Source organism: Comamonas sp. CAH-2 (assembly GCF_009668305.1).
GTDB classification, from domain to species: Bacteria; Pseudomonadota; Gammaproteobacteria; order Burkholderiales; family Burkholderiaceae_C; genus Comamonas; species Comamonas aquatica.
Genome location: NZ_VSWF01000023.1, coordinates 17450 through 32369 on the forward strand (window position 1 = coordinate 17450; position 14920 = coordinate 32369).

Consider the following 14920-nt stretch of genomic DNA (forward strand, 5'->3'; position numbering starts at 1 on the left):
CCCATCAGCCACCGTCAGGTGGCTTTTTCATGGCTGCGCCAGTCAGGGTGTGGCGTTGGCGATGCCGCTGCGCACATGGCCCGCAGGCACGTGGGCGCTGGCTGACTGGACATGGCCGGTCTGGTCGTCGAAGAAGAAGTCCGGTGCGAATTCGCGCAGGAACTCCCCCTTGGGCAGGCCGCCGAGGAACATGGCCTCATCCACTTCGATCTGCCAGTCCATCAGCGTGCGGATGGCGCGCTCGTGCGCGGGCGCGCTGCGGGCCGTGACCAGGGCCGTGCGCAGGCGCATGCCGCCGGTCTCGCCACCCTGGGCGGCTTGCTGCAGGCGGTGCAAGGCTGCCAGCAGGGGCTTGAAGGGGCCATCGGGCAGGGGTTGCGCCACATGCTCGACCTCGTGGCGCAGGAAGGCGTCCAGCCCCTCGGCCTGGTAGACGCGCTCGGCCTCGTCCGAGAACAGCACCGCATCACCGTCGAAGGCGATGCGCACTTCCTGCGGGTGGGCGCTGCTGGCGTCGGCCGATTCCGTCAGCACGCGGGCGGCGGGGTAGCCCAGGTTCAGCGCCTGGGTCACATCGGCCGCGTTGGCCGACAGAAACAGGTGGGCGCCCAGCGGGCGCAGGTAGCCGAACGGGTCGCGCCCCTGCGTGAACACACCGCGCTGGATGCTGTCCAGCCCATGGGCCTTGGCGCTGCGGAACACGCGCATGCCGCTGACCGGGTCGTTGCGCGACAGCACCACCACCTCGACCCGCCGCCGGTCGCCCTGGTTGAAGGCCAGCAGCTTGCGCACCAGGGGCAGGGCCACGCCCGGCGGCGCGGGCAGGTCCAGCCGCTCGCGCTGCAACTGCTGGTAGGCGCCCGGGTCCTGGTTGAAGACCTGGTTCTCCTCTTCAAAGTTGAACAGGGCGCGCGAGGAGATGGCAACAACCAGTTGGTCGTGGAGGCTGACGGCCATGTGGGATCAGTCGGTGGAGGCAGGCATGGCCACCATGGTAGCGGGGAATGTCCGGCGCCGGCCGGCGCGCCGCTCCAGGGCCGGGCCTCAGGCCGTGGGCAGCTCGGCCTCGTTGAGCGCGAGGGCGCGCAAGGACGCCGGGCGGTCCAGCAGCGGCAGGCTGTAGGCGCTGAACTCGGGCAGCGGCGGCAGCAGCTTCATCGTGTGCCCCCAGCGCAGGTAGCTGACCATCAGCAGGTCGGCCGCCGTGAACTGGTCGCCGCACAGGTAGCGCCGGCCGGCCACGGCCTGGCGCAGTGTTTCCACCACGTCCTCCAGGCGCCCGTAGCCGGCCATGGAGGCGTGCTCGGGCGTCTGGTCGGCCAGGTGGCCCAGGTGCTGTGCGGTCAGCGCGGCATCGGCAGGCCCTGCCAGGTAGAACATCCAGCGGTAATAGCTGCCGCGCAGCGCGCTGCCCGGGGCGGGGGCCAGTTGCTGCTCGGGAAACAGCTCGGCCAGGTAGGCCACGATGGCGGCCGTTTCGGTGATGACGGTGTCGCCGTGCAGCAGCGTGGGCACCTTGCCCATGGGGTTGAGGGCCAGATAGCCGGGTGACTTCATGTCGGCACCGAATTCCAGCCGCGTCAGGGCATAGCGGGCGCCGCATTCCTCCAGCATCCAGCGCACCATGGCGGCGCGCGAGTGGGGGTGGAAGAACAGGTGCAGGGCAGGGGCGTGAGGGGTCATGACAGAGGGGGCAACACATGGCAACAGCGCCATGGCCGCGACTGTAGGCAGGCCTGCTGACAGTTTCTGTCAGCAGTGCAGCGCGGCCGTGGGGGCGTGGAAGGTGCCCGGGCCGCCCTGCCATGGGCGCTGCGTGGCCGCTGCGGCGGACAGCGCCGGGTGCATCTGCCTGGGCCGTGTCAGCTGCGGTCGGTGCGGCTGCACAGCTGGCGCGACCAGCGCTCGATCAGGTGGGCGCGGGGTTCCGGGTAGCGCTCGGACAGCGCCGTGACCGAGCGCACGCGGTCGGCGCGGAAGTGCCGGAAATCCTGGCGCAGCTCGCACCAGGCGGCCAGCACGTGGTGGCGGTCAAAGAAGGCCATGGCAAACGGCCAGATGCAGCGTTCGCTGGGCTGGCCTTTCTCATCGCGGTAGTGCAGCACGATCTTGCGCTGGTGGCGGATGGCGTGGCGCAGCGGCGTTTGCCAGGGCTCGGTCGGGGCGTCGGCGCGGTCCATGGCGGGCACCAGCAGCCCGCTGGTGTCCACCTCGATGCGCAGCTCCAGCGGCAAGGCGCTGCGCACGCGGTCCAGCGCGGTCTGGGCGGCCTGGGCCAGTGCGGGGTCGGCCTGCTGGCTGGCCCAGCGCGCGCCCAGCAGCAGGGCCTCCAGCTCATCCGGGGTGAACATCAGCGGCGGCAGCACAAAGCCCGGGCGCATCTCGTAGCCCATGCCGGGTTCGCCGGCGATGGCCGCGCCCTGTTCGCGCAGCGTGGCAATGTCGCGGTACAGGGTGCGCAGGCTGATGCCCAGCGCCTGGGCCAGGGCTGGCCCGGTCTGTGGCTGGCGCGCGCGGCGCAGCTGGTCCAGCAGCTGCAGCAGGCGGGCGGAGCGGCTCATGGCGGGGCGCTGAAGGGGCGTCAGCCCGCCAGGGCCTGGGCGCTGATTTCCAAGCTGCGCAGGCGCAGCGCGGGGTTGTGGATGTCGGTGACCAGGATCAGCTCGTCCGCCTCGGTGTTCTGCTGGATTTGTGCAAAGCCCTGGCGCACGGTCTCGGGGCCGCCGACCACGGCCAGCGCCAGGAAGTCCTGGATGGCGGCCTGCTCGCGCGGGCCCAGCTGTTGCAGGAAGCCTTCGACGGGCAGGGGCAGCTTGCCGCGCTGGCCGGTCAGGATGCCCAGCACGCGCTGCTGGGTGCTGGTGGCCAGGAACTGTGCCTCGGCATCGGTGGGCGCGGCCACCACGGGCACGCCGACCATGACATACGGCTTGCCCAGCACGGCCGAGGGGCGGAACAGCTGGCGGTACAGCGCAATCGCCTGGTGCAGGAAGCGCGGTGCAAAGTGCGAGGCGAAGGCGTAGGGCAGGCCCTTCATGGCGGCCAGCTGGGCGGAATACAGGCTGGAGCCCAGCAGCCAGATGGGAATGTGGGTGTCGGTGCCGGGGGTGGCGCTGATGCGCGCGTTCGGGTCGGCGGGGCCCAGCAGGCGCTGCAGCTCGGCCACGTCGCGCGGGAAGTCCTCCTCGGTCTCGACACGGTCCCGGCGCAGGGCGCGCATGGTGGCGCCATCCGTGCCGGGCGCGCGGCCCAGGCCCAGGTCGATGCGGCCCGGGTACAGCTCGGCCAGGGTGCCGAAGGCTTCGGCCACGACCAGGGGCGGGTGGTTGGGCAGCATGATGCCGCCCGAGCCGACGCGGATGCGCGTGGTCTGGCCGGCGATGTGGCCGATCAGCACCGCCGTGGCGGAGCTGGCGATGCCCGGCATGTTGTGGTGCTCGGCCAGCCAGTAGCGGGCAAAGCCCAGGGCCTCGGCCTTTTGTGCGGTCTGCACGGCAATGTCCAGCGCCTGGCGCACCGTGCCGCCTTCGCGCACGGCCACCAGGTCCAGCATGGACAGGCGCGGTGTCTTGAAATGCATGGGGAACTCCACTCTTCAAACCGAAGCGTTCAGCGCAGGCTGCAGGCGGATTTCAAATGGAAAAGCATCGAAAAGCCGCAAAAAACCAGCGCTGTCAGCTCACTTTTTGCTGTCTTTGCGCAGGGCCACGGCGTTCTTGCTGATGATGGCCACGGCCACGGCCCAGACGATGGCGACCACGGCGATGCCCCAGTGCTGCTCGCCCATTTCCATGGCGATGATGGTCAGCGGCAGGGCAATCAGCGCGCCCAGTCGGATGAAGCGCTGCAGCGTGAAGCTGCTGAGCCGCTGCTTGTACAGCTGCAGGCCCACCACGCTGGCCACGGCCAGCACGCTGATGTAGAGGAAGACATCGCCACCGTAGGGGGTGGCCCAGGTACGCAGGGATTCAAACATGCGTTCATTGTGCAGCTTGCGCATGACCCCGGCGCCGGCAGGTTATGCGGCACCGGCTGCCGCCCTAGCGGCTACGGGTGCGCCGTTGCTGCGCCTGGTCGTCGTCCGACGGTAGGGCCTGTGGCGTCGTGCCTGGTCCACCGCCGGCGTCAGTCTCCCTGACCGCGGCGCGTGCGTGGGCGTGCTTGCCAGAAGGTGAAGGCCTCCTGGTGCACGTCGATGTCGATCTCGGCCACGCGCTGCTGCATCTGGGCCTGGGCGTCGGCCACGCCCTGGTTGTAGGCCAGCGGGGCGATCTCTGCCAGGAAGAACTTCAGCAGGCCGGCGGCGGCGACGTTGCCGATGGGCTCGTCCATGTGTTCGCGGAAATAGCGTTCGATGGAGGCCACGGCCTGCTGCTGCGTGGTGTCGGGCAAGGTGATCGGCATGGGCTGGACAGGGTTCAGGATTGCAGGGTCCGCACGGTGGTGGCCATGCCGGCCAGCGGCAGGCGCAGCCACTCGCCGAAGGCAGGGGCGGGCAGGGTCCAGTCCTGGGCGCGGGGTTGGGCATGGCCGTATTGCAGCAGCCACTGCACGCAGCGGATCACGCCAGCGTGCGTGACCCAGACCACGTCGCGCTGGCCGTGCCGGCTGTCCTGCGCCCAGCTGTACTGCAAGGCGCTGGACACGCGCTGCAGCATGGCGGCCAGGCTTTCGCCGCCACCGGGGGCGGTGTGGTACAGGTCCTGGCCCCAGGCGTCCAGTTCGGGGCGGGTGATGGTGCTCCAGGCCTGGCCTTCCCAGCGGCCGAAATGCATTTCCTGTAGGCGCGCATCGGGCTCCAAAAGTGCCTCTGGCGCTTGCAGAGCGTGGGCCAGCTGCTCACACCTTTGCAGGGGCGAATGGCGCACGACGGCCTGCCGGGGCAGCGCCGCGCCCGCGCGCAGGGCGGCCTGCAGGGTGTGCTGCGGGTCGGCCGGCACGTCCAGCTGGCCGTAGCAGACGCCGGGGGCAATCAGCGGTTGGGCGTGGCGCAGCAGCCAGAGGGCGGGGGCGGCCATGGTTCAGAGCACGTACTGGGCCAGCAGCAGGCCGGCGACCAGGTGCATGGCCAGCTCGCACAGCTGCTGGGTGGCGCCCAGGCAGTCACCCGTCATGCCGCCCAGGCGGCGCTGGAAGCGCCAGCCCAGGTAGGCGGTGACCACGGCCCCCGTCAGCAGCAGGGCCAGCACGGTGGCGTGGCCCAGGTAGACGTACACCGCCGCCAGCGCCGGCAAGCACCACAGCAGCCCGGTCAGCACACCGCCCCAGCCCAGCGGGCTGCCCGCGATGTGCAGGGTTTTGGAGGCGTCCGGCTTGCTGACATGCGCCAGGGTGCGCATCAGCACCAGCGGCGCGGCGCGCGACAGCACGTGCACGCCGCACAGCAGCAGGGCCGCGGCGGCCACGTCGATCTGCACCAGCAGGGCTACGAACACCACCTTGGCCAGCAGGCCCAGGCACAGCGCCATGGCGCCATAGGCGCCCAGGCGCGAGTCTTTCATCACTTCCAGCGCCCGCTCGGCGGGCAGGTGGCCGCCCAGGCCATCGGCCACATCGGCCAGCCCGTCTTCGTGGAAACCGCCCGTCACGCACAGCGTGGCCGCCGTGCTGAGCACCGCTGCCACCCACGGCAGCATGGGGTGCGTGGCCAGGGCGTAATGGCAGGCCAGCACCACGGCGGCGGCGACCAGGCCGACCAGCCAGCCCACGCCCGGCAGGTGGCCGGCACTGGCGCGCTGCAGGGCCGGGCTCCAGCCCACCCAGGCCGCCAGGCGGCCGGTCACGGGGATGCGGCTGAAGAACTGGAGGGCCAGCAGGAAGTGGCGCAGAGGCTGCATGAAAGGTATGAAAAGTAGAGCTGCTGGCGCTTGTTGCATGCGCGCCAAGTGCCAAAAACATGCCCAATCCGCAGGCGGTGCCGGTGGGTAGGGGCCTGCGGGGCCGTGCGCCGGCGGGCGGGGTGGTGGTTGCCCCACCGGAGCCCGCCCCGCCCGGGGCGCGTTACTTCAGGAACAACTGGTAGGCCGGGTTGTCGGTTTCCTCCACCCAGGGGTAACCCAGCTGCTTGAGGAAGGTGTCGAACTTCTTGCTGTCCTTGGCCGGCACCTGCATGCCGACCAGGATGCGGCCATAGTCCGCGCCCTGGTTGCGGTAGTGGAACAGCGAGATGTTCCAGGTCGGCGCCATCAGGCTCAGGAACTTGAACAGGGCGCCGGGGCGCTCGGGGAAGACGAAGCGCAGCAGGCGTTCGTCCTGCGCCAGGGGCGAATGGCCGCCGACCATGTGGCGCAGGTGTTCCTTGGCCATTTCGTCGAAGGTCAGGTCCAGCGCCTCGAAACCGTGCTTGTGGAAGTTCTTGGTGATCTTCTCGGACTCACCCTTGGTCGGCGTGGTCAGGCCGACGAAGACATGGGCCTTGTTCTGGTGGCTGATGCGGTAGTTGAACTCGGTCACGCTGCGTGGGCCGCCGGGCAGCTTGCCCACCACCTCGCAAAAGCGCTTGAAGCTGCCGCGCTCCTCGGGGATGGTCACGGCGAACAGGGCTTCGCGCTCCTCGCCCACCTCGGCGCGCTCGGCCACGAAGCGCAGGCGGTCGAAGTTCATGTTGGCACCGCACAGGATGGCGGCGTAGGTCTCTCCCTTGGTCTTGTGCTTGGCCACGTACTGCTTGATGGCGGCCACGGCCAGGGCGCCCGACGGCTCGACGATGGAGCGTGTGTCGACAAAGATGTCCTTGATGGCGGCGCAGACGGCGTCGGTGTCGACCACCACATAGTCGTCCACCAGGTCCTTGGCGATGCGGAAGGTCTCTTCGCCCACCAGCTTCACGGCCGTGCCGTCGGCAAACAGGCCCACGTCGGGCAGCTCCACGCGTTGCCCGGACTGCACGGACTGCAGCATGGCATTGGAGTCCTTGGTGTGCACGCCGATGACCTTGATCTCGGGGCGCACGGCCTTGATGTAGTTGGCCACGCCGCTGATCAGACCGCCGCCGCCAATCGCCACGAACACCGCATCCAGGCGCGGGCTGCCCAGCTTTTGCAGCTGGCTGAGCATTTCCATGGCGATGGTGCCCTGGCCGGCGATCACGTCCGGATCGTCAAACGGGTGCACAAAGGTCAGGCCTTCGGTCTTTTGCAGCTTGACGGCGTGCTTGTAGGCGTCGGAGTAGCTGTCGCCGGCCAGCACCACCTCGCCGCCCAGGGCCTGGACGGCATCGATCTTGACCTGGGGTGTGGTCGTGGGCATCACGATCACCGAGCGGCAGCCCAGTTTCTTGGCCCCCAGGGCCACGCCCTGGGCGTGGTTGCCGGCCGACGCGCAGATCACGCCGCGCTGCAGCTGCTCGGGCGACAGGTTGGCCATCTTGTTGTAGGCGCCCCGCAGCTTGAAGCTGAACACGGGCTGCTGGTCCTCGCGCTTCAGCAGCACCTTGTTGTGCAGGCGGCGGCTGAGGTTCTTGGCGGGCTCCAGGTCCGACTCCACGGCCACGTCGTAGACACGGGCCGTCAGGATCTTGGTCAGGTAGTCAAAGGGGGTGAGGTGCTTGGTAGTGGTCATATGCGGCAAACCAGGTCTGGCGCGGGCATGAGTGCCGGGCCATTCCAAGGGGGTCCATCATAGGCATTCACCCTGGAGCACGTCATGGCGGAGCTGGATGACAGGCATCGCCAGGCAAAAAAAAGCCCCAAACCGAGAGGCTTGGGGCTGAATCCACCGTTAGAGGAGGTGGAGGAGACAACTGGTGCGCTACAGTAGACCACGCCACTGTGGGCATCGCGGGTGAAAACCTCGGCGATCCAACGCATGGCGCGCATTGTAGCCTGGATAATGCTGCGTTGCAACAAGATTTCAGGGTTTTCTGAACATTCAGGTTTGTGTGCTGCAATTCTGTTGGGCGGAACACCCCACTCAATGACTGCGTGAAGCAAGGAGAAAATGAACATGGAATGCACAGTCAGCTGGACCGGCGCGGCAGGAACCCGCTCGGGCATGGGCTTTATCGCGGAAACCGGCAGCGGCCACGTGCTGGCCATGGATGGTGCGCCCGATGAGCGCACCCCGGCCAATGGCGGGCAGAACCTGGCGCCGCGCCCGATGGAGGCCCTGCTGGCCGGTACCGGCGGTTGCACGGCCTACGACGTGGTGCTGATCCTCAAGCGCGGCCGGCACGACGTGCGCGGCTGCTCCGTCAAGCTGCAGGCCGAGCGGGCCGAGCTGGAGCCCAAGGTGTTCACCAAAATCAATATGCACTTCACCGTGACCGGCAAGGCCTTGCCCGCTGCCGCCGTGGAGCGCGCGATCGCCATGAGCCACGAGAAGTACTGCTCGGCCAGCATCATGCTGGGCAAGACGGCTGCAATCACCACCAGTTTTGAGCTGGTGGAGGTTTAAATCCTTTGCCCTATCTTCATGCAGCCAACCATGCAGCAAAAGCGCCTAAGTGGCGCTTTTTTTATGGAACGGCGCCTAATCACAGCATGCTGGCAGTACGTAAAGCGCGGGCAGATGGATCGCGTGCGAAATGTTCGACAGCTAGTGGGTTGTGAAATGTGAGTAATCGCTTTAGGTGCAAGCGAGATTTTCCAAGAGCACCGTGCGCATTTCCAGCGTGCGATATGGGTGCGTAGCTGCAGTGTTCGCCGGGGCATGTTGCATCGGGGCAACAGAAAACGGCGTTTTTTGCCTTGTGGAGGGGAATTTCTTTGCGCAAGGCAGTCCAGTCTGGTGCAATAACCCCCAACTTCCCCACCAGGAGGTTGGCGCGCTTGGCGGTAACGGGCTTGTTACAAAGTCAGATGAAACCGCTACGTGCCTTCAACAAACCTTGGAGTATCAAATGAAGAAATCCCTGATCGCTTTGGCAGCTGTTGCTGTTTCCGGCGCTGCTTTCGCACAATCTTCCGTGACCGTGTTCGGCGTTGTTGACAACGCTGTGTCTTATGTGAACGGCCAAGATAACTGGTCTGGTCTGAACTCTGGCGGCAACCAAACCAGCCGTCTGGGCTTCCGCGGCGTGGAAGACCTGGGTGGTGGTCTGAAGGCTAACTTCTGGTTGGAAGCTGGCATCTTGGCTGACAACGGTTCGGGCAAGTCTGGCTATTCCAAGGCTGGCGTTGGTGAAAAAGAGTCTGATGCACTGGCTTTCAAGCGCCGCGCTACCGTAGGTCTGTCGGGCAACTTCGGTGAAGTTCGCATGGGTCGTGAACTGACTGCTGCTTGGAACGCTACCGCCCGTTACGATGTGTTCGGTCAAGTGGGCTTTGGTGCTTCCAAGTTGTGGGCTGACGCTGGTGTAAACGGTGACTCCACAACCCAGCGCGTGAGCAACATGGTGACTTATCTGTCGCCTGACTTCAGCGGTTTCCGTGCCAACGTGAACTACGGTTTTGGTGAAGACAAAGACGCACAAACTGCCAAGTCCTCCAACAGCGCTAGCAGCTACATGGGCGCTGGTCTGACCTATGACAACGGTCCTCTGAGCCTGGGTCTGGGTCTGGAGCGTCGCAATGACGGTGAGAATACCGGTGTTGGTGCAAATGCGTTCGACGTGAATGCATGGAGCTTGGGTGGCTCTTACAATTTCGGCGTGGCGAAGCTGGCTGCTGCCTACCGCAATTCAGAAGCTAAGTACAGCATCGGCGGCGACAAGGACAAGACCAAAGGTTACTACGTTGGCGTATCCGCTCCTGTGGGCGCAGCTGGTGAAGTGAAGGCTTCTTACAACCGCTACGAAATCAACGAAGCTGGTGCAGCTAAGGAGAAGGCAGACCAGTTTGCTCTGGGCTATGTACACAACATGTCCAAGCGTACTGCTGTGTACGGCACCTACGCTTACATCAAGAACAAGGATGGTGCTAACGTACGTCTGAGCTCTGATGTAGCTCTGAAAGACGGCGAAAAGCAACATGCTGTTCAAGTGGGTATCCGCCACGCTTTCTAATATGAAGCTGAGCTAGCCTCAGTTTTGTTTAGATAAAAAAGCCAGCCTTCGGGCTGGCTTTTTGCGTTTGTGTGCGACGAATTGCGGGGGAAAACGAGCGTGGTTTTCGTGCGAAAAGAGGAAATCGAACGATGGTGCTTTTCTAGAATGGGCTTGCATCCTGAATCGAATATTCACTTCAAGGAGACAAGCAGATGCAAAAGAAAATCGTCGCGGTGGCTGCTACTGTGTTGTGTGCAAGTGCCATGCCTGCCATGGCCCAAGCAACGGGTGCCAGCAAGGTGGAGCTGTGGGGGATTGTGGATGCGGCGGTGCGCCACACCACCAACGAAGGAAAAGACCAAAGCGGGTTGACCAAAATGATTGGTGGCGGCATGTCGCAAAGTCGCTGGGGCATCAAGGTCGAGGAAGATCTCGGTGGTGGCTCCAAGGCCTTGGTTGAGTTGGAGCACCGTTTCAATACCGATACCGGTGACAAGGACGCCACCGCGCCATTTTTCCAATTGGCTTATGTCGGCCTACAAGGTCCCTATGGGCGCCTGACCATGGGGCGCCAGTGGAATGTGCTGTTCGATGTGGTGACCAGCACGTATGCCTCTTTCCCCTATTCACCTTACATGGATGCTTACAAGCCCGAGTTGGGCATGGCGATGGGCGCACGGACCAGCAATATGCTGAAGTATCTGATCGCTACGCCTGACCGCAAGTGGGTGGGTGCTGTGCAGTACTCGTTCAAGGAAGCTAATGACGGTGCGGCAACCGCCAATCAAGCCTCGGGTGCCGCGCAAACTGCCTATATGAATACCCTGATGGGCGGTGGGACTGCCGCCCAAGCGGCTGCAGCTGCAAGCGCCGCGGCGACGGCATTGATTGGCCCGCAGACGATTGGCACGCTGGCGGGAGGCGCTGTGAGGACGGTCGGCGGTTACCTGCGCTATTCGGCCGATGGCCTTTCGTTGGGTGGTGGCTATTTGCGCACGGAGCTGCCTACAGGAACAGATGTGGATGCCTGGACGCTGGGTGGCTCTTACCGTACCGGTCCCTGGTACTTCAATGCGGGTTATGGCTTGAACAAAGCCAAGTTTGCGAGCACCCCAGCGAATCCTTTGAGCCCTGCTGCCATGCAACTCTCGATTGACCGCGCTTTGTTGAATGCCTACTGGTCGGGCCAGACCAATGGCGGATTCCAGTCGGGTGATGCGGACAAGCGCCAGTTGTTCAAGGTGGGTTTTGGTTACCAAATCACGCCGCAACTGAACCTGGGCATGCATTACTTCCGCGGCAAGCAGACCGGTTCCGTGTCGGGCAACTTCAACAGCACGGCCAACTTTGTGGTGGCTGCGGCCGACTATGCCTTCAGCAAGCGCACGGATGCGTACCTGGCGATTGACCGCACTAGCATCAGCGGTGGGCAGGGTACGGTGCTGGACAACACCAGCGGCGCCCGCAGCCGCACCGGCTTTACCGTGGGCCTGCGCCATCGCTTCTGATGGTCTGAGGCTTGCATCCGAAACCGGCAGCCATGCCGGTTTTTTTGTGCCTGCCAAGGTCTGAGGGTAGCGTCGACGGATTGGTTCAGCTATGAAAAACAAAGCTGCTGGCGATGGCGTAGTGTTGAATTCAAAGTGTTTAGTCTTTGGAAGTCTTGAATTGCAGGCGCAGTACGCTCATTTTTTTGCTAGTAGCTGCAGTTTCAGATGCCATAGCGCTTTTGTTGCAACTGGTTCTGCAGGTTTTGCAGGTTGTGCGCCAGGCCGTCGCCCATTTTCAAGGCCACGGCGGTGGCCAGAATGTCGATGATCAGCAGGTGCAGCAGGCGCGAGGCCATGGGGCTGTAGAGATCGGAGCCTTCCAGGTTGTCGGCTGCCAGCAGGATGTGGCTGGAGTCCGACAGCGGGGTGTGGCTGGAGGTGATGGCGATGACGGTGGCGCCCTGGTGGCGGGCAATGTGGGCCACGTCCACCAGCTCCCGCGTGCGTCCGGAGTTGGAGATGACGATCAGGCAGTCACCGGGGCGCAGCATGGTGGCGCCCATGGTCTGGATGTGGGTGTCGCTGGTGGCCTGGCTGCTGATGCCGAGGCGAAAGAACTTGTGCTGTGCATCCTGGGCCACCACGCCGGAGTTGCCCACGCCGTAAATCTCCAGGCGCTGCTTGCGCTGCCAGGTGCTGGTGATGGCGTTCACCGCCTGCTCGATGGCGGCGGGGTTGGCGGCGTTGCGGTACTGCAGGAAGGCGGCGACGGAGTTGTCGATCACCTTGACCAGGACATCGGAGGTCTTGTCATCCACATCCACGCTGCGGTGCACAAAGGGCACGCCTTCAGCGACATTGCCGGCCAGCTTGAGCTTGAAATCCGCCAGTCCGTCATAGCCCATGCTGCGGCAAAAGCGCACCACCGTGGGTTTGCTGACATGGGCCCGCTCCGCCAGTTCGCGCACCGGCAGACGTGCAAAGCGGTGGGGGTCTTCCAGCACCAATTTCCCGACCCGCTGCTCCGCAGGTGCGAGCGAAGGCAAAGAGGCAGAAATCCGGTCCAGCATGCAAACAGTCCTTGTGTGGTGGCGCGCAGTGCACCAAAAGCTGCGATTTTCCGCCACTTGCAACAAACCATCGTGCCTTGGGTCATTGTGACAGGCGGATGTCTGTGAGGCCGGCACTACACTTGGGGTTTGGCGATGCGTTCCACCGTACGAACACCAGGAAAACAGCAGAGACAAGATGAACCAGCTTGAACAACTGAAGCAGTACACCACCGTGGTGGCGGATACCGGCAACTTCCAACAATTGGCGCAGTTCCGCCCCCGGGACGCCACCACCAATCCGTCGCTGATATTGAAGGCGGTCCAGCAGCCCGCGTACCAGCCGTTGCTGGCCGAGACCGTGCAGCGCTTTCCCCAGGCCGACCTGGCGGAGGTGATCGACCGGTTGCTGGTGCGTTTTGGCTGTGAAATCCTGTCGGTGGTGCCCGGCCGTGTCTCCACCGAGGTGGACGCGCGCTTGTCCTTCGACACGGCGGCCACGGTGGTGCGTGCGGAACGGCTGATTGAGCTGTACCAGGCGGCCGGGGTGCACATAGACCGGGTGCTGATCAAGATTGCGGCCACCTGGGAAGGGATCGAGGCGGCGCGCCAGCTGGAGCTGCGCGGCATCCACACCAACCTGACCTTGTTGTTTTCCAAGGTTCAGGCGATTGCCTGCGGGCAGGCCAAGGTGCAATTGATTTCGCCCTTTGTGGGGCGCATCTATGACTGGTACAAGAAGCAGGCCGGAGCGCAGTGGGATGAGGCGGCAATGGCCGGCGCGAACGATCCCGGGGTGCGCTCCGTGCGTGCCATCTATGACTATTACAAGCACTTTGGCATTGCCACCGAAGTCATGGGCGCCAGCTTTCGCAATACCGGGCAGATTGTGGCGCTGGCCGGCTGTGACCTGCTGACGATTGCCCCGGAGCTGCTGGAGCAACTGAGCCAGAACACGGCGCCGGTCGCGCGGGCACTGGATGCGCAGCAGGCACGGCACGCCGAGCTGCAAGCCGTGCACTACGACGAAGCCGGTTTTCGCTATGCACTCAACGAAGACGCCATGGCCACGGAAAAGCTGGCCGAAGGCATTCGTGCCTTTGCCGTCGATACCGCCAAACTGGAGCAACTGATCCGCGCGCACTGAGCGCGGCGAACATGACCCCGCCCAGTGGAGATGGGCAGTGGAGACGGGGCGCGAAGCCGCAGGCAGTACTTCCGTACGACTAGGCACCGCGACGACGTATCCAGGCTTGTGCTGGCAGCTCAACGTATCACATTCACACACCGGGCCTCACCAGGCCCGGTCACCGGAAACCTCATTCATGCATTCAGCCGTTATCAGTGGCACGGGTTTGTTTCAGCCCCCCTACACCATCACCAATGCGGAGCTGGTCGAGGCCTTCAATCGCTACGTGGACCTGGACAATGCCCGCCACGCCGCAGACATCGAGTCCGGCGCACGTGCACCGCTGCAGCACTCCAGCGTCGAGTTCATCGAGAAGGCCTCCGGCATTCAGCGCCGCTATGTGATGGAGAAATCCGGTGTGCTCGACCCCCAGCGCATGCACCCGCGCTTTGCGGAGCGTGCCGACGATCAGCTCTCGCTGATGGCCGAGATCGCGGTGGATGCCGCGCGCCAGGCCTTGCAGCAGGCCGGAAAAACCGGGGCCGATGTCGACATGGTGCTGTGTGCAGCGTCGAACATGCAGCGCGCCTATCCTGCGATGGCGATCGAGATCCAGCATGCCCTGGGCGCGGGAGGCTATGGCTTCGACATGAACGTGGCCTGCTCGTCCGCCACCTTTGCCCTGGAGCAGGCGGTCAATGCCGTGCGCAGTGGCAGCGCGCGCTGTGTGCTGGTGGTCAATCCCGAGATCACCTCGGCCCACCTGGAGTGGAAGGACCGCGACTGTCACTTCATCTTTGGCGACGTGTGCACGGCCATCGTCATTGAACGTGCCGACACGGCCACTGCGGCCGATGTCTGGGAGGTGCAGGGCACGCGCCTGGCGACCCAGTTCTCCAACAACATCCGCAACAATTTCGGTTTCATGAACCGCAGCGAAGACAGCGATCCGCAGGCGCGCGACAAGACGTTCCGGCAGGAGGGGCGCAAAGTCTTCAAGGAAGTGGTGCCGATTGCGGCGGCGCACATCGAGGCCCATCTGGCGCAGCTGGGCCATGACCCTGCGGGCGTGCGCCGCTTCTGGCTGCACCAGGCCAATCTGGGCATGAACCAGCTGGTGCTGAAAAAGCTGGTGGGCGAAGCCAGTGAAGATCGCGCACCCCTGATCCTGAACGAATTTGCCAACACGGCGTCGGCCGGCTCCATCATCGCCTTCCACCAGCACCGCCAGGATCTGGTGGCGGGCGACCTGGGGGTGATCTGTTCATTTGGTGCCGGCTATTCGGTGGGCAGCGTGGTGGTGCGCAAGCGTTGATGAGCTATGTCG

The 14920-nt window shown here is 64.6% G+C and carries 15 protein-coding genes; 5 read left to right on the forward strand and 10 right to left on the reverse strand.

Annotation, left to right across the window (positions count from 1 at the left end; translation table 11 throughout):
- Positions 1-42 precede the first annotated feature (42 nt).
- From FYM52_RS12820 to ilvA, 9 genes are all read right to left on the reverse strand, one after another.
- Positions 43-957, reverse strand: a complete 915-nt coding sequence (locus FYM52_RS12820; RefSeq protein ID WP_043381664.1) for a 5'-nucleotidase — start codon at positions 955-957, stop codon at positions 43-45.
- A gap of 87 nt (positions 958-1044) precedes the next feature.
- Positions 1045-1683, reverse strand: coding sequence for a glutathione S-transferase family protein (locus tag FYM52_RS12825; RefSeq protein WP_154164378.1), 639 nt, complete (start codon positions 1681-1683; stop codon positions 1045-1047).
- A 179-nt stretch (positions 1684-1862) separates the two neighbouring features.
- A complete protein-coding gene (locus FYM52_RS12830; protein WP_154164379.1) occupies positions 1863-2561 on the reverse strand; it encodes a YafY family protein in 699 nt (232 codons plus the stop codon).
- 20 nt (positions 2562-2581) lie between these two features.
- Positions 2582-3580, reverse strand: coding sequence for an LLM class flavin-dependent oxidoreductase (locus FYM52_RS12835; protein WP_202981140.1), 999 nt, complete (start codon positions 3578-3580; stop codon positions 2582-2584).
- Between the two features lie 99 nt (positions 3581-3679).
- Positions 3680-3976, reverse strand: coding sequence for a hypothetical protein (locus FYM52_RS12840; protein ID WP_045267674.1), 297 nt, complete (start codon positions 3974-3976; stop codon positions 3680-3682).
- A 149-nt stretch (positions 3977-4125) separates the two neighbouring features.
- Positions 4126-4404, reverse strand: coding sequence for a DUF2164 domain-containing protein (locus FYM52_RS12845; RefSeq protein WP_043381647.1), 279 nt, complete (start codon positions 4402-4404; stop codon positions 4126-4128).
- A 14-nt stretch (positions 4405-4418) separates the two neighbouring features.
- Positions 4419-5018, reverse strand: coding sequence for a histidine phosphatase family protein (locus FYM52_RS12850; RefSeq protein ID WP_154164380.1), 600 nt, complete (start codon positions 5016-5018; stop codon positions 4419-4421).
- Positions 5019-5021: 3 nt separating this feature from the next.
- Positions 5022-5837 carry an adenosylcobinamide-GDP ribazoletransferase gene (locus FYM52_RS12855; RefSeq protein ID WP_154164381.1) on the reverse strand — a complete coding sequence of 272 codons (816 nt, stop codon included), beginning with the start codon at positions 5835-5837 and terminating at the stop codon, positions 5022-5024.
- Between the two features lie 163 nt (positions 5838-6000).
- Entirely contained in the window at positions 6001-7560 is a 1560-nt protein-coding gene (gene ilvA, locus FYM52_RS12860) for a threonine ammonia-lyase, biosynthetic (RefSeq protein WP_154164382.1), read from the reverse strand.
- Positions 7561-7944: 384 nt separating this feature from the next.
- On the opposite strand from ilvA, the gene FYM52_RS12865 reads away from it, so the two are divergent.
- The 3 genes from FYM52_RS12865 (at position 7945) to FYM52_RS12875 (ending at position 11433) form a co-directional block, all read left to right on the forward strand.
- On the forward strand, positions 7945-8394 hold the full coding sequence (locus tag FYM52_RS12865) for an OsmC family protein (protein ID WP_154164383.1): 450 nt from the start codon (positions 7945-7947) through the stop codon (positions 8392-8394).
- Positions 8395-8839: 445 nt separating this feature from the next.
- Positions 8840-9943 (forward strand): porin, encoded by a 1104-nt coding sequence (locus FYM52_RS12870; RefSeq protein WP_154164384.1) that lies wholly within the window; start codon positions 8840-8842, stop codon positions 9941-9943.
- Between the two features lie 194 nt (positions 9944-10137).
- Positions 10138-11433 (forward strand): porin, encoded by a 1296-nt coding sequence (locus tag FYM52_RS12875; protein WP_154164385.1) that lies wholly within the window; start codon positions 10138-10140, stop codon positions 11431-11433.
- A 203-nt stretch (positions 11434-11636) separates the two neighbouring features.
- Here FYM52_RS12875 and FYM52_RS12880 read toward each other — a convergent pair whose 3' ends face one another.
- Positions 11637-12485, reverse strand: coding sequence for a MurR/RpiR family transcriptional regulator (locus FYM52_RS12880; protein WP_043381622.1), 849 nt, complete (start codon positions 12483-12485; stop codon positions 11637-11639).
- A gap of 178 nt (positions 12486-12663) precedes the next feature.
- On the opposite strand from FYM52_RS12880, the gene tal reads away from it, so the two are divergent.
- Together tal and FYM52_RS12890 are read left to right on the forward strand one after the other, a co-directional pair.
- Complete coding sequence (tal, locus tag FYM52_RS12885; RefSeq protein WP_154164386.1) at positions 12664-13611, forward strand: transaldolase; 948 nt, start codon at positions 12664-12666, stop codon at positions 13609-13611.
- Between the two features lie 178 nt (positions 13612-13789).
- Positions 13790-14908: a beta-ketoacyl-ACP synthase III gene (locus FYM52_RS12890; RefSeq protein WP_045266050.1), complete on the forward strand. Its 1119-nt coding sequence runs from the start codon at positions 13790-13792 to the stop codon at positions 14906-14908.
- The last annotated feature ends 12 nt before the right edge of the window (positions 14909-14920 follow it).

Bases quoted from the DNA above. Each gene is read 5' to 3' on its own strand.
- FYM52_RS12855 (WP_154164381.1), bottom strand. From the start codon at position 5,837: ATGCAGCCTCTGCGCCACTTCCTGCTGGCCCTCCAGTTCTTCAGCCGC.
- FYM52_RS12830 (WP_154164379.1), bottom strand. From the start codon at position 2,561: ATGAGCCGCTCCGCCCGCCTGCTGCAGCTGCTGGACCAGCTGCGCCGC.
- ilvA (WP_154164382.1), bottom strand. From the start codon at position 7,560: ATGACCACTACCAAGCACCTCACCCCCTTTGACTACCTGACCAAGATC.
- FYM52_RS12845 (WP_043381647.1), bottom strand. From the start codon at position 4,404: ATGCCGATCACCTTGCCCGACACCACGCAGCAGCAGGCCGTGGCCTCC.
- FYM52_RS12880 (WP_043381622.1), bottom strand. From the start codon at position 12,485: ATGCTGGACCGGATTTCTGCCTCTTTGCCTTCGCTCGCACCTGCGGAG.
- FYM52_RS12875 (WP_154164385.1), top strand. From the start codon at position 10,138: ATGCAAAAGAAAATCGTCGCGGTGGCTGCTACTGTGTTGTGTGCAAGT.
- FYM52_RS12850 (WP_154164380.1), bottom strand. From the start codon at position 5,018: ATGGCCGCCCCCGCCCTCTGGCTGCTGCGCCACGCCCAACCGCTGATT.
- FYM52_RS12870 (WP_154164384.1), top strand. From the start codon at position 8,840: ATGAAGAAATCCCTGATCGCTTTGGCAGCTGTTGCTGTTTCCGGCGCT.
- FYM52_RS12835 (WP_202981140.1), bottom strand. From the start codon at position 3,580: ATGCATTTCAAGACACCGCGCCTGTCCATGCTGGACCTGGTGGCCGTG.
- FYM52_RS12865 (WP_154164383.1), top strand. From the start codon at position 7,945: ATGGAATGCACAGTCAGCTGGACCGGCGCGGCAGGAACCCGCTCGGGC.
- FYM52_RS12840 (WP_045267674.1), bottom strand. From the start codon at position 3,976: ATGTTTGAATCCCTGCGTACCTGGGCCACCCCCTACGGTGGCGATGTC.
- FYM52_RS12890 (WP_045266050.1), top strand. From the start codon at position 13,790: ATGCATTCAGCCGTTATCAGTGGCACGGGTTTGTTTCAGCCCCCCTAC.
- FYM52_RS12825 (WP_154164378.1), bottom strand. From the start codon at position 1,683: ATGACCCCTCACGCCCCTGCCCTGCACCTGTTCTTCCACCCCCACTCG.
- tal (WP_154164386.1), top strand. From the start codon at position 12,664: ATGAACCAGCTTGAACAACTGAAGCAGTACACCACCGTGGTGGCGGAT.
- FYM52_RS12820 (WP_043381664.1), bottom strand. From the start codon at position 957: ATGGCCGTCAGCCTCCACGACCAACTGGTTGTTGCCATCTCCTCGCGC.